This is a genomic window from Myxococcus sp. SDU36, from assembly GCF_030168875.1.
Classification (GTDB): domain Bacteria; phylum Myxococcota; class Myxococcia; order Myxococcales; family Myxococcaceae; genus Myxococcus; species Myxococcus vastator.
Map to the genome: position 1 here is coordinate 6667852 of NZ_CP077414.1, position 13203 is coordinate 6681054.

Below are 13203 nucleotides of genomic sequence, written 5' to 3' on the forward strand. Positions count from 1 at the left end.
AAGGGGCTTTGCAAATCCGGCCTGTTCTCATTCACTTGCAGTGAATGAGATTTCCGGGTTTTTGGACCTGACACGTCGTTCAAATCGGAGTGGGTTGGCGGTACCTTGAGGTTGCCTTTGCGCGAATCCCTCTCGCGCGGGCACTCGGAGCTTCCCGCCCATGTCCCATCCGTCTGACTCTCGGCCCGCCGGGAGCGTTGTCCTGTTCACCCACGGTGACACCTCCTACGAGTTCTTCCGGGACTTGGGGGAGGGGCGCGTGGGTGAGCAACTCCTCCTCGCGCGGCTCCGCACGCCTCAGGGGCTCGGAGACTGCGTGGTGCTCAAGTGCTTGCCGGCGCCGGAGTCCACGGACGTGACGGAGAAGTACCTGCGCGCCCGAGCCCGCCTGGAAGAAGAGGTCCGGCTGGCGCAGTACCTTCGTCACCCCGGCATCGCCCGCGTCCATGGCCTCCATGACATCGCGCAGGGCCTGTGCGTGGCGGTGGAGCATGTGGAGGGGCTGTCCCTCAACACGTTGCTGACGGTCGCCCAGGCGCGCGGGCGCTACTTCTCCGAGTCGTTCATCCTCTACGTGGGCGCGGAGGTCGCCGCGGCGCTGGCCTATGCGCACGCGCGCACGGACGACGCGGGAGTCCCTCTGGGCATCGTCAACCGCGATGTGAACCCCGCGCGCATCCGCGTGGGGCCTCATGGCGAGGTGCGGCTGACGGACTTCGGCGTGGCCTTCTCTCGCCTCTCGGGGCGGCTGGCCACGTCCCTGCCGCGTCCCCAGGGTGAGGTCCTCTACTCGGCACCGGAGCTGCTGCTGGGCGAGGTGGTGGACGCGCGGGCCGACGTGTTCTCCCTGGGGCTGACGCTGCTGGAGTTCGCCACCGGGCGACACCTCTACGACCCGGGCCACGTGCGCATTGAAGAAGTGGAAGCGCGGATGTCGGAGGCGGAGCGGGAGCAGGCCTTCTCTGCCTCGGTGGCGTCCGTGGTGGCGGAGTTGCCCGACTTCGCGGAAGACGCCATCTGGTGTGCCATGGCCTTCCGCTCCGGCGACGTCGAGCAGGCCGCGCGAGGGCTCTCCATTCCGCTTCGAGACATCCTCCACACCATGCTGCGCAGAAGTCCCGCCGAACGCTTCGGAACGGCGACCGAGCTGGAAGTCCTCCTGCGTACCCAGTTGGCGCGGCTGGGGCCCTACTCACGCGAGGACGCATTGAAGGAGATTCAGCGGGCGCTCGCGGACGCCAGTGAGGGCCTCTGGGACTTCGAGGTGCCCAGCGACGAGGGCGGAATCACGCCCCCTGTCCTCAATGGGCAGGGCGGCTACGAGGGCACGACGGAAGCGCCGTCACTCCGTGGAGGCGCAGGTCGCGCGGCGGTGGGTGCGCTCCACCCGGACGATGTGTCAACGGCGCCCGGTGCGGGCTCCCGGCGCGCGTCGACGAAGCAGCCGACCGTTTAACAGCGGCCCTCAATCCCTCTCACCCTGTCTGGGTTTGCTCTCGGCCCAGCGCAAGCCGACAGGGAGACGTGTGTTTCGCGTGCCGCAGGCCGGGGCACGCACTGGAGGCGTATATGCACAGGAAGCGAAGGTGTCTGTCCGCGCTGTTGCTGCTCTTCCCCACGGCGCAAGGGACGCTGCGGTTGAGCGTCTTCGCCGCGGTGAGGCTGGGGGTGGACCATGCGCGCTGACGCCCTGCTGCTGGTCGTGGCGCTGTTGGCCACGGGATGCGCTTCGGTGCCGCATGCTCCCGGGCGTGTCAGCACGCTGCGCTACACACCGCGCGAGGCCACGTCCCCCGCGTGGGGCGAAGCGCCGAGCGATGAGCCCTCACGCTCCTCGGACGCTTCTCCGTCCTCTATTTCAGGGCCCGAGGTGAGCCAACGACGATTGCGCCGCAAGAGGCTACGTCACGACGTAACGGATGCCGGGCCTGGCGCCGTGTCTGGAACTGCTGGAGGTAGGGAGCGGAGTGCCGCAGCGGCGCGTCAGGCCGTCCTCGACGCCATCGAGGAGGTGAAGCGCTCCATGGCGGGCAGCGAAGCCGCGCGCGCCCGGCTCGCGTCGCGTCCGCCCTCCTTCGGTGGCCGGGGACTCCCTGGGGTGTTCACGCGCTACCTTGACCACGGCGCCAGGCAACGGGTGTGGCTCCGAGGCGCGCTGGGGAGTGCCACCGCGTTGGTGGGAGTGGCGTCGCAGGTGGGGGATTCCGACATGGAGCGGGGCCTCCTCCGCATGTCGGGGCCTCGACTCCAGGCCTCGATGTTCGGAACGCTGTTGCTGTCCGCGTGGGTGGACTTCCTTCAACTCGCGGACGCCCTGCTCCGCGACTGCCCCATGTGCAGCTCCGAGAAGCTGTTCGTGGACCTGCATCGCGTCCAAGGCTTGATGGAGCCCTCCCTGGCCGACCTCGCCTCGGGGGACTCGGAGCGCGTCGAAGGGGCGGCGACCGCGATGCCCGCGCTGATGGGGGAGCTGAGCCACGAGTTCGACGCGATTCATCGGGATGCGCGCTCGGCCATGGAGTTCGGCGGCAAGGTCATGGTGGCGGCGCAGGTGATGGAGCTGGTTGCCATGGTCTCCACGCTGAAGCTGTCACTCCCCCGGCTGCCCCCGGCCGGACCCGCGACGCTCGGCGTGGGGCTCGTGATGAGTCCGGGGGGCGTCATGGTGGGCTCGCGGCTTGTCGTCTCCGCGGAGTGGGTGGAGATGATGCGAGGGCTCGTGCAGGCGGGCGTCCTCTCCCTCCCAGCCGTCAGCGCGGCCATCCGCATCCACGGCGGACAGGTGATGATGGCGCAGGCGCACCAGGACCTGCCCAAGAGCGTGCGCGATGCGCTGGGGGACAGCCCAGAGGTGCGCGGTATGCGGGTGACAGGCAGAGCGGGCGCGGGCATGTCCGAGGCTCCGAAGCATCACGTCCTGCCGAAAGAGCACCGTGCGTGGTTCGAGGCGCGCGGCTTCAAGGGGGACCTGGACATCGACCAGTTCTGCGTGCGGCTGGAGCAGGCCCACCATGAGGCGATTCATGGCGGGGGAAACTGGAAGCTGGGGCGCACCTGGCCCGGTGAGTGGAGCCGGCTGGTCATGCACGCTCTCCGTGACGCTGAGGCCAGGGCTGGCCGGATGTTGACGCGGAATGAGGTCCTGGACATCGTCGCGGACCGCATGACGGACTACAGGATTCCGATGAACTTCACTCCCGGGAGAGGACGATGAGCGGTGGAGAGGCATGGCGGGGCAACATCAAGGCACGCCTCTACGAGAGGGTCCGCGAGCGAGGCTACGATTCCCTCTCCGCTTTCGCCGAGGCGCGCCCTGCCGTTCCTCTGCATGCCCTGGCCGACGAGCTTGGCAATGACGTTGCTGCCGTGCAGGTGTTGAGCGGATTGCTCGCTGAGGCGGAACGGAGCAAGAAGGTCACGCGCTTTGTCCGTGATGTGCTTGTGCGCCTCTTGGCTCAGAGCCTTCCGAGTGGTTGGCCTGACGTGCTGGATGACGCGAACCGATTCAAGGTCGCCAAGGCGCTTGGCTCATGGTCTGCGTACACTCCGGAGACCCACGAAGAGCGCGCTCGGCTGGCCGGCGACGCCCTTCTTGCCACCCCTCCCCCTGCTGGCTGGCGACCGCTCGGCCCCGACGACGAATTTCTCCGGACGCTCCTCCCCGACGAGGAAGCCTGAACGGAGAGTGGGCCCGCGATTCAGAGGCGGAGTCGCCATGTGCCCCCAGTGTGCCCCTCCATTGTGGTTCGAGGTGGCACACCGGGGAACAACATGGGACCGGGCGGGATGACGTCTCCGAGCGAAACCGAGGCTCCAGCGGGTCACAGCGCGTCCTGCCTGGTGTTTCCTGGTGTCTTGGCGAAGGTGACGCTCATCGTCGCTTGCGAGCCCCAGGGCCTCGGCGGAGAGTGGGCGCCTCCCCTGGAGGAACCTTGCCCGTCGCCACCTTCATCCTGCCCGCTTCCCTCGCGCTCCAACTGCTTGCGGGAGCCGCACCCGCCGCGAAGTCGGCGCCCAAGGCCGCCCCGGCGAAGCCCGCCGCCACCGCGAAGCGCGCCGCGCCCGTGTATGCGCAGGCGACCGCGGAGAAGCTCATCGGTCCCGCGCTCACGGATGGTCATGCCTTTGCGCGGCTCGCCGAGCTGACGGATGGCATTGGTCCGCGTCTGTCGGGCTCGCCGGGCGCCGAGGCCGCCGTGCAGTGGGCGCTGCGGTCCTTCAAGGCCGACGGCGTGAAGGCGTGGCTGGAGCCGGTGAAGGTGCCGCACTGGGTGCGAGGCGAGGCGTCCGGCGAGGTGCTGGCCTCCGAGCGCACGCGCGGACACCCCCTGGCGCTGCTGGCCCTGGGCGGCAGTCCGCCCACCGCGCCCGAGGGCCTCACCGCCGAGGTGGTGGAGGTGACGTCGCTGGAGCAGTTGGAAGCGCTGGGCGCGGTGGTGAAGGGGAAGTTCGTCTTCTTCAACCACACCATGACGGTGGCCGCGGACTACGGGCGCTTCGCGGGGCTGCGCTCCCGAGGCCCCGCCGCCGCCGCGAAGCACGGCGCGGTGGGCGCGCTGGTGCGCTCGCTGGCCACCGCGTCGCTGCGCACGCCGCACACGGGCGCGACGAACTTCCCCAGTGAGGGGCCGCGCATTCCGGCGGCGTCGGTGTCCACGGAGGACGCGGACCTGCTCCACCGGCTGCTGGCGGGCGGCGCGGTGCGCGTGAAGCTGATGCTGAGCAGCTCCGAGCTGCCGGACGCGGATTCCTCCAACGTCGTGGCGGAGATTCGCGGCCGGGAGAAGCCGCGGGAAATCGTGCTCATCGGCGCGCACCTGGATTCGTGGGACGTGGGCACGGGCGCGCACGACGACGGCGCGGGCGTGGTGATGGTGATGGAGGCCGCGCGCCTCATCGCGAAGCTTCCGCAGGCGCCCCGGCGCACGGTGCGGGTGGTGCTCTTCATGAACGAGGAGAACGGCCTGCGCGGTGGGCGGGCCTACGCGGAGGCGCACGCCGCGGAGCTGCCCCGGCACGTCGGCGCGCTGGAGATGGACGCGGGCGGCGGGCGGCCCGTAAGCATCAGCGTGCGCTCGGGCGAGGGTGGACAGGCGTTGCTGCGCCCGTGGCTGCCGCCGCTGACGGCGCTGGGCGTGACGCAGTTCTCCGCGCGTGAGGCGGGTGGGGCGGACATCAGCCCGCTGGTGCCCGCGCGCGTGCCCTTCTTCGGCGTGGAGGTGGACAGCAGCCGCTACTTCGACGTGCACCACACGGAGGCGGACACGCTGGACAAGGTGGACCCACAGGACCTGGCGCGCAGCACCGCCGCCGTGGCGTGGATGACGTACGCGCTGGCGGAGATGCCCGGCACGCTCACGCGCCCTGAAGCGCCGGCGCCGCGTGGGCCTGTGCCGGCGCCTGTGCAGCAGTCGAAGACCTCGGGAAACTGAGGGCGACCTGGGCGCCCTCAGTTTCCCGAGGCACCCCTTGGAGCATGGCGTCGTCGGCGTCACACGGGTGACGCAGGTGGCTGCTCAACTTACGGGTCTTGCCTGCGTTGGTGTATGTCTTGCTTGGCTCGGACAATCACTGGTTCGTGGGAGGTCATTCATGGCGAAGCAAGGCAAGCGTGTTCCGGGGCTGAAGTGGGTCATCGCCGCGTTCGTCCTGGCGGGCTGTCGTGGCGCCGAGGGCGAGGTGCCCACGTCGACCGAGTCCAGGCTGTCGCTGAAGGAGGGACAGGTGCTCGGTCCGGCGTGTACCGGGGAGCAGAAGCAATGTCCCGAGGGGCTCACCTGCGCCTCGTTCAACCTGGGCTCGGGCCCCGAAGTCCGCTGCGTCCAGTCCCCGGAAATCTGTGACTTGTTCAAGTGCAGCAGCGGCGAGTGCGTGGTGCTGGAGAGCTACCCCATCCAGGTTCGTTGCAGCGGCTCCTGAGTTACGCGCCGAAGGCCGGGTGCTCCTCGAGTCCGGTGAGCGCCCGCTGTCCGGCGGCGAGGTACTCCGGCCGCCCCTGCGTCTGACCGAAGGTGATGTCGGCCACCGCGCGGCAGGCGGCGAACCACCGTGCCCGCGTGAGGACGGCGGGGCTGACCGCGCCATACGTCTCCAGCGCGGAGGCCAGCAAGGGCGCCCCGCCCCAGTGGAGCAGGCCGGCCAAATCCCTCGCGGGGTCTCCGACGCACGCATCACTCCAGTCAATGACTCCCGTGGGAACACCGCGGGCATCGACCAGGACATGCTCCGCGGCGAAGTCGCCGTGGACCAGCCGGGGCGCGCCGCGTCCCTCCGTGGGACGCACCCTGAGCCGCTGCTCCCAGTCCGCCGCCCGGCTCGGTTCCACATGGCCGTGTTCGACGGCGAGGCGCAGGTCGTCCACGGCGGCGGCTGACCATGCTTCGAGCTCCGGGTCGTCGTCTCCCGGCACACCGAGCGCATCGGCTTCGGCGGGGTCGAGCGCGTGGAGCGTCCCCAGGAAGGCGCCGAGCCCGCGGCCGAGGCCCGACAGGTCGAGCCGTCCGGGCTCGACGAGGAGCGCGGGCGTCCCGGGGAGCTTCTCGTAGCCCGCGAAGTCGGCGGCGGGGTGCGCGAGGAAACGGTAGACGGGGACCGGCAGGGGAAGGCGGGGCCCGAGCCACGCCGTCAGGCGCGCCTCCCACTGCAGGTGCTCGGCGGCTTCGTCGCTCTTGGGAAAGCGGAAGACATAGCGTCCCTCCACTTCGAAGGCCTGGTGGTCCGTGCCCTCGCCCAGGCGGACGACCCGCGCCGTCGCGAGCGAGGGAAACCGCGCGTGGATGTGCTCGGCGGCCTCCGCGTCCGTGAGCGTGGGGGGCTGTTGCGCGTCGTGGGCCATGCCGTGACTCTACGGCTCCGGGACGCGGGGACGTGGCTCGATGCGCCGGTGCCTCCGGCGCAGGTGCTGCTCCGGCAGGAACAGCGTCACCAGCAGCGCCGCCAGGGCGATGAACAGGGTGACGCGGTACACGGCGGAGACGCCGCGAGTGAACGCAACCTTCAGCGCCCGGTCCGCCGCGTCCACCGCCGCCAGCGCCTGTCGCTCCTCCGCGTCCACCTTCGCCCGGGCCTCGGAGGCGACGGCTGCCCGCCGCTGGGCATCGAACTCCGCGCGCACCCGCGCCTTCACCTCACCCGCGCGGAACACCTGTCCGGTGGGGCCGCCTTCGCCGCTGACGCCCGGCGCGGCGCGCATCACCTCGGCCTTCACGGCGTCCGGGAGCGCCGAGGTCGCCTGCGCCATGCGCGCCTCCAGCTCCGAGGACAGCGTGGACGCGAACACCGTCCCCAGCAGCGCCACGCCCAGCGTCATGCCCAGCTGACGGAAGAACGTGGCCGCCGCCGTGCCCACGCCAATCTGCTCTGGCGGCACCGCGTTCTGGATGGCCATCGTGTAGAGCGGAATGGACGGCCCCAGCCCCAGGCCCACCAGCACCATCTTCGCCGTCACCTCCGCCTGGGTGGAGTCCGGCGTCAGCGTGAAGGCCATGATGGCGAAGCCCGCCATCAGCAGCACCAGCGAGCCCAGCAGCAGCGCCTTGTAGCGGCCCACCCGGGACACGAGCTGCCCGCTCAGCACGTTCCCCGCCACCACGCCCAGCGTCAGCGGCATGATGGTGAGCCCCGCGCGCGTCGCCGACAGCCCCACCACGTTCACCATGAACAGCGGCAGGAAGACGACGCCCGACAGGAACGCTCCGCCAACGATGAACACCGCCGCGTTGCCCGCGCTGAAGGCCCGCAGGCGGAACAGCTTCAAGTCGAGCAGGGGCTCGGGCGCGCGCCGCTCCGCCCAGAGGAAGGCCACCAGCCCCGCCGCCGACAGCGCGAACAGGCCCAGGATGCGCCACGATGACCAGGCCCAATCGCCGCCGTCTTGCTGCCCCAGGCTGAGCGCCAGCAGCAGCGGCACCAGCGCCACCGCGAGCGCCAGCGCCCCCGTCACGTCCAGCCCACCCCGGGCCTCACGGTGGGGCTTCAGCCGAGGCATGCGCGCCAGCACCAGCGCCAGCGCCACCGCGCCCACGGGCAGGTTGATGAAGAACACCCAGTGCCAGCCCAGGTGGTCGGTGATGAACCCACCGGCCAGCGGCCCCACCACGCTGGACAGGCCGAACACGGCGCCAAAGAGGCCCTGGTACTTGCCGCGCTCACGCGGCTCGAAGAGGTCGGCCACCACCGCCAGCGCGGCGGTGAACAGCGCCGCGCTGCCCAGCCCCTGAACGGCGCGGAAGAGGATGAGCGCCACCGTGGTGCGCGCCACCCCGCACAGGAAGCTGCCCGCGAGGAAGATGAGGATGCCCGCGGCCAACACCGCGCGTCGGCCCAGCAGGTCCGACAGCTTGCCCCACACGGGGACCATCATCGTCGACGCGACGAAGTACGACGTGGTGAGCCACGGGTAGAGCGAGGCGGGGATTCGCAGGTCCGCCTGGATGGCCGGCCCCGCGGTGGCGACAATCGTCTGGTCCAGCGCGGCGAGCAGCAGCCCCAGCACCGCGCCCAGCAAGGTGAAGACCTTCTGGGAGCGCGTGAACGCCGGGAAGACGGACGGCGCAGCGGCGGGGGTGGAAGCGGCGGGCGGGGCCATGTGTCGCGGTGGCTCCCAGGACATGGACGGGATGCCGGGGGGAAGGTGGGGATGCTCCTATCAGAAGACCACCGGCCAGGCCCCTGTGCGGGGCACCCGCTGTTCCCGTGCGGCGGTGGGATTGTGGCCTTTCCGGTGCCGTGAGGGGGCCTCGGGCCGGGAGAAGTCCCTCACCGGGCAAGCACTTCATGCCCCGTTGTTGAGCGGCTTACTGTGTTGTCGAGCGCCGCCGCTGCCGCTTGCTCTTCGCGAGCGCGGCGCGGAGCATCGCTCGACGCTGCTTCTCCGCATCATCAAGGGGAGGTGGCTCCTCGAGGCGGGGAAACGTCAACGCGACCTTTCCTCCGAACGGCGCGAAGACTTTGTTGAGCGTCTCGAGCGTCGGGTTCGCGTCTGGCTCGTCCTCGAGCTTCGCGACGACGCTGGTGGAGAGCTTCACCGCGTGCGCGAAGGTCTTCCGGTCCATTCCCAGCATCGTGCCGCGAAGGATTCGCGAGGCGTCGCCGAGACTGAGCTCACCGCTGGCGACCATCGCGGCGAGCTCTTCCATGAGCGCCTTTCGTTCGAGCGAGGTCATCCGGGCGACGTCGGCGCGCTTCACAGGAGTCCCCACGCGCGGAGGCGCTTTTCGGTGCCGCGAAGGCCGAGCCCCGCGAAGTCCAGCGTCTCTCCCGGTAGCCCGAGGTCGGCGAGGAGCTCAGGGAGACGACGAAGGCGCAAGGCGAGGTCGTGGAGGCCATCGCGCAAGAAGGTCTCATCTTGACCGAAGCTTCGGAGCAGCTCATTCCAATTGACGTCCCCACCGGCTTCGTATCCTTCCCATGTCGTGGTGCGGGTGATGCCTTCGCGGTCCATCTTCATCGGCGCGAAGTCGAAGATGGGCGCGAGCCGGACGGTGCTGTCCGTCTTGAGCACGGCGATGTTCCTGCAGTGGTTGTCCGAGTTGCCGAACACCTGATTCAGCAGGTCCCGTTTCAGGTATTCGAGGCGCGTCGTCGGCCAGTCTGTGTCGGGGACGACGTGCTGGAGTGCGCTCAATGCCGCTTGATGTTTCTGGTAGGAGCCTGGCTCGGCCAGAAGCAGTGAGTAGATGGATTCGAGTCCGAACCGAAGCTCGCGGCCGTCTCGTCGCGCGACGTCGAAGCGGGGGAGCCAGAGGCTCGGGCCTGAAGGGCCTTCGTGAAGCGCGAGCCCCTCTTGGGGAATCGTTTCGAAGCCAAGCTCCGCGAGCGCTTTGTAATAAACGTACTCCGACCGGAGGATGGTCCGGTCGCGTTCGTCGCGGCTGCGCGCGAACTTGACGAGATAGTGCCGATCCGGGCAGGCAGGGTCATCCTGCCAGACGTCGATCCACACCTGGTTTGTGTCGTCGCAGCGGAGCAGGAGCTTCGGAGAATCTCCACCGGCGCCTGTCGCGCCTCCGACTTGTTCTCCGGCGCTGGCTGCGTACTCGATGAAGGCGTGCTCGCCGTTGATGACGGCCTGGAGAGGGAACCGCTGAGGCGGCTCCTTCCTCGTGGGAACGGCCTCCTCGAGCCGGAGGTTGCCGATGGGGGCAATGGTGCCTTGCCAAAGGATGTCGATGTCACTCGCCGCTTCATCAGGGAGGTTCAGTCGCCGCAGCCACCAGCGGCGGGCACTCCCCATGGGTTGCAGGTCATCGAGGAACGCGGGCCAACGGCGCCAGACCTTGGGGCCGAACTCGACCGGGAGCTTGAGGCTCACCGCCGCCAATGGTGGCGGTTCGGCGATCCACCGAACGAGGTAGTCGTAGTCGTACTCGAAGGTGCAGCCGCCACGTCGCCCCTCTCGGGTTGTCGAGAATTCCAGGTGCGCCGCCCGCTGCCATACCCCGTCAATGAGCGCCTCCAGATGGAGCTTCATGTCATCCGTTATAACGGATGTTGTAGACTCAGACCGGGGTTTTAATCCATTGAAACGGATTTAAATGGGCCCGTGGGCCTCCGCTAGTCCGTTATAACGGTCTATCTCAAGTGCCGAGCAGGCTCCCCACTGAACCTGCGGTCCCCACTCGGGTTTCCAGCACGCTGGGTTTGCGCCGAGGGAATGTCGCGTGCAATCACCCGTTCCGGGGCGCGTAGCAACAGCGCGACGTCCAACGCAGCGGAGAGAATCTGACGTGAGCATCCGGGTCGATGTGTGGGAGGGGGCGCGCATCGCGCTGTTCTCGCTGCGTTCCAACCGCCTGCGGACCGTGCTGACGACGGTGGGCATTGGCGTGGGCGTGTGTACGCTGCTGGCCATTGTCGGCATCATCCAGGGCATCAACCGCTCCTTCGAGGACCAGCTTTCGAGCATTGGCGCCAACACGCTCCAAATCTCGAAGTTCCCCTGGACGCTCAACGGCGACTGGTGGACGTACCGCAACCGCAAGGACCTGAGCGCGGACCTGGTGCCGCCCATCCTCAACGCGTCCGAGCACGTGCTGGCCGCGGCGCCGCTCTTCTTCGAGCGCGTGGAGGCCCGCTTCCTGGACCGCAAAATCGGTTCGGTGGTGCTGGTGGGCACCACGCCGGACTACGCCACGGTGAGCTCATTCACCCTGGAGCGGGGCCGCTTCCTCACCCACGCGGACGTGGACAACCGGGCGCAGGTGGCCGTCATCGGCGCGGAGCTCGTGCGCTCGCTCTTCCCCGGCGTGAATCCGGTGGGGCAGCGCATCCTCTTCGAGGGCAAGCCCTTCCGCGTGGTGGGGACGCTGGAGGCCAAGGGCACCATCCTGGGAGAGAACCAGGACCTGGTGGTGATGGTGCCCTTCCGCACCTTCCTGGCGCAGTACGGCAAGAAGCGCTCGCCCAACATCGCGGTGGCCGTCACGTCGCCGGAGCATGCGCCGGCGGTGGTGGACAAGCTCACCGCGGTGCTCCGTCGGGAGCGCAACACGCCGCCGGGACTGCCGGACGACTTCGCCATCAACCGGCCGGACCAGCTGGCCAACATGTACGCGCAGCTCACCGGGGCGCTCTATGGCGCGGCCACGGGCGTGGGCCTCATCACGCTGCTGGTGGGCGGCATCGGCATCATGAACATCATGCTGGTGTCGGTGCGCGAGCGGACGCGGGAGATTGGCGTGCGGCGGGCGCTGGGGGCTCGCAAGCGCACCATCATCCTCCAGTTCCTGATGGAGGCCTCGTGCGTGTCCGCGCTGGGCGGCACCCTGGGGACGGTGGTGGGCCTGGGGCTGGCGCGCATCGTGTCCTTGATTACGCCGCTGGCGGCGGCGGTGGAGCCGCTGACGGTGGTGGCCGGCGTGGGGTTCGCGGCGATGGTGGGGCTGCTGTTCGGCATCTGGCCGGCGGCGCGGGCGGCGAACCTGGACCCGGTGGAAGCGCTTCGCCACGAGTGACGGACGGGAGACGGCGGCGATGATGGCAATCTGGGACACCCTGCGGCTGGCGTTCGGAACGTTCCGTTCCAACCTGCTGCGCTCCTTCCTGACGCTGCTGGGCATCGTCATCGGCGCCACCACGGTGGTGTCGATGATGGGGCTCATCGAGGGCCTGCGCATCCAGGTGAACGAGAGCATGTCCGAGCTGGGCTCCGACTGCTTCCAGGTGCAGCGGCTGCCCTTCGGCGGAAACCTGTCCCTGGCGGAGCTGGCGCGGCGGCCCCGGCTGAACGAAGGAGACTTGGAGGCCATCCGGCTGCAGCCGTCGGTGCTGCTGGCGGCGGCGGAGGACTCCAAGGGTGGACAGAAGGTGACCACGCCGCAGCGCGAGTCGCGCCCCAACGTGACGGTGTGGGCCGGCACGCCGGAGTACTTCCAGACGAACTCGGTGGTGGTGGAGTTCGGGCGGCCCTTCACGGACGCGGAGTACCTGGACGGCCGCCGCGTGGCGGTGATTGGCCAGGACCTGGCGGACACGTTGTTCCCGGGCGTGCAGCCCCTGGGGCAGAACATCCGCATCCTGGGGCGCAGCTTCCGGGTGATTGGCACGCTCAAGCGCCGCGGCAGCTTCATGGGCGGGGGCAGCCAGGACAACCAGGTGATGATGCCGCTGTCCGTCTACAAGGCGCTGTTCGGGGTGCGCAACTACCGGGTGAGCATCCAGGCGCAGTCGGCGGAGGTGCTCCAGCGCGCGCAGGACGAGGTGACGCTGCTGATGCGGCGGCGCCACAACCTGAAGCCCCTGGAAGAGGATGACTTCTTCGTGTTCTCCAACGAGAGCGCCACGGAGATGTTCAACAACATCTCGAAGGTGATTTCCGCGGCCAGCTTCGGCGTGTGCATGCTGTCGCTGCTGGTGGGCGGCATCGGCATCCTGAACATCATGCTGGTGGCGGTGACGGAGCGCACCCGGGAGATTGGCATCCGCAAGGCGCTGGGGGCGAAGAAGCGGCGCATCCTCGCGCAGTTCGCCATCGAGGCGGTGGTGCTGTCCCTGGTGGGGGGCGTGCTGGGCGTGGGCATGGGCATGGGCCTGGCGCAGCTGGCGAAGTGGATGGTGGGGCTGCCCGCGCAGGTGCCGGCCTGGGCGGTGGTGCTGTCGCTGGCCATGAGCAGCGGCGTGGGCCTGCTGTTCGGTATCTACCCGGCCGCGCGCGCCGCGAAGCTGGACCCGGTGGAGGCCATGCGGACGGACTGACGCCACGCC

General features: G+C 69.2%; 11 protein-coding genes. 7 read left to right on the forward strand and 4 right to left on the reverse strand.

What is annotated here, in order from left to right; genetic code table 11:
• Nucleotides 1-160: 160 nt before the first annotated feature.
• The 5 genes from KGD87_RS27105 (at nucleotide 161) to KGD87_RS27125 (ending at nucleotide 5919) form a co-directional block, all read left to right on the forward strand.
• Complete coding sequence (locus KGD87_RS27105; protein WP_284663709.1) at nucleotides 161-1456, forward strand: serine/threonine protein kinase; 1296 nt, start codon at nucleotides 161-163, stop codon at nucleotides 1454-1456.
• Nucleotides 1457-2023: 567 nt separating this feature from the next.
• Nucleotides 2024-3214 carry a DUF2380 domain-containing protein gene (locus KGD87_RS27110; protein ID WP_350099967.1) on the forward strand — a complete coding sequence of 397 codons (1191 nt, stop codon included), beginning with the start codon at nucleotides 2024-2026 and terminating at the stop codon, nucleotides 3212-3214.
• Entirely contained in the window at nucleotides 3211-3678 is a 468-nt protein-coding gene (locus tag KGD87_RS27115; protein WP_284663712.1) for an NUDIX hydrolase, read from the forward strand. The genes KGD87_RS27110 and KGD87_RS27115 overlap by 4 nt, the downstream gene beginning before the upstream one ends.
• 254 nt (nucleotides 3679-3932) lie before the next feature.
• On the forward strand, nucleotides 3933-5432 hold the full coding sequence (locus tag KGD87_RS27120) for a M20/M25/M40 family metallo-hydrolase (protein ID WP_284663713.1): 1500 nt from the start codon (nucleotides 3933-3935) through the stop codon (nucleotides 5430-5432).
• Nucleotides 5433-5592: 160 nt separating this feature from the next.
• Nucleotides 5593-5919, forward strand: coding sequence for a hypothetical protein (locus KGD87_RS27125; RefSeq protein WP_284663714.1), 327 nt, complete (start codon nucleotides 5593-5595; stop codon nucleotides 5917-5919).
• Between the two features lies 1 nt (nucleotide 5920).
• On the opposite strand, the gene KGD87_RS27130 is transcribed toward KGD87_RS27125, so the two are convergent.
• The 4 genes from KGD87_RS27130 to KGD87_RS27145 form a co-directional block, all read right to left on the reverse strand.
• Nucleotides 5921-6835, reverse strand: a complete 915-nt coding sequence (locus KGD87_RS27130) for a phosphotransferase family protein (protein ID WP_284663716.1) — start codon at nucleotides 6833-6835, stop codon at nucleotides 5921-5923.
• A gap of 9 nt (nucleotides 6836-6844) precedes the next feature.
• Complete coding sequence (locus KGD87_RS27135) at nucleotides 6845-8587, reverse strand: MDR family MFS transporter (protein ID WP_284663717.1); 1743 nt, start codon at nucleotides 8585-8587, stop codon at nucleotides 6845-6847.
• Between the two features lie 208 nt (nucleotides 8588-8795).
• A complete protein-coding gene (locus KGD87_RS27140) occupies nucleotides 8796-9188 on the reverse strand; it encodes a hypothetical protein (protein ID WP_284663718.1) in 393 nt (130 codons plus the stop codon).
• Entirely contained in the window at nucleotides 9185-10471 is a 1287-nt protein-coding gene (locus KGD87_RS27145) for a type II toxin-antitoxin system HipA family toxin (RefSeq protein WP_284663719.1), read from the reverse strand. The genes KGD87_RS27140 and KGD87_RS27145 overlap by 4 nt, the downstream gene beginning before the upstream one ends.
• A gap of 256 nt (nucleotides 10472-10727) precedes the next feature.
• Between KGD87_RS27145 and KGD87_RS27150 the strand changes: the two genes are divergently transcribed.
• Both KGD87_RS27150 and KGD87_RS27155 read left to right on the forward strand, forming a co-directional pair.
• Nucleotides 10728-11954, forward strand: a complete 1227-nt coding sequence (locus KGD87_RS27150) for an ABC transporter permease (RefSeq protein WP_284663720.1) — start codon at nucleotides 10728-10730, stop codon at nucleotides 11952-11954.
• Between the two features lie 19 nt (nucleotides 11955-11973).
• Nucleotides 11974-13194, forward strand: coding sequence for an ABC transporter permease (locus KGD87_RS27155; protein ID WP_284663721.1), 1221 nt, complete (start codon nucleotides 11974-11976; stop codon nucleotides 13192-13194).
• The last annotated feature ends 9 nt before the right edge of the window (nucleotides 13195-13203 follow it).

Coding starts and splice junctions, on each gene's coding strand:
- KGD87_RS27105 (WP_284663709.1), top strand. CDS start 161: ATGTCCCATCCGTCTGACTCTCGGCCCGCCGGGAGCGTTGTCCTGTTC.
- KGD87_RS27110 (WP_350099967.1), top strand. CDS start 2,024: ATGGCGGGCAGCGAAGCCGCGCGCGCCCGGCTCGCGTCGCGTCCGCCC.
- KGD87_RS27115 (WP_284663712.1), top strand. CDS start 3,211: ATGAGCGGTGGAGAGGCATGGCGGGGCAACATCAAGGCACGCCTCTAC.
- KGD87_RS27125 (WP_284663714.1), top strand. CDS start 5,593: ATGGCGAAGCAAGGCAAGCGTGTTCCGGGGCTGAAGTGGGTCATCGCC.
- KGD87_RS27130 (WP_284663716.1), bottom strand. CDS start 6,835: ATGGCCCACGACGCGCAACAGCCCCCCACGCTCACGGACGCGGAGGCC.
- KGD87_RS27135 (WP_284663717.1), bottom strand. CDS start 8,587: ATGGCCCCGCCCGCCGCTTCCACCCCCGCCGCTGCGCCGTCCGTCTTC.
- KGD87_RS27145 (WP_284663719.1), bottom strand. CDS start 10,471: ATGAAGCTCCATCTGGAGGCGCTCATTGACGGGGTATGGCAGCGGGCG.
- KGD87_RS27155 (WP_284663721.1), top strand. CDS start 11,974: ATGATGGCAATCTGGGACACCCTGCGGCTGGCGTTCGGAACGTTCCGT.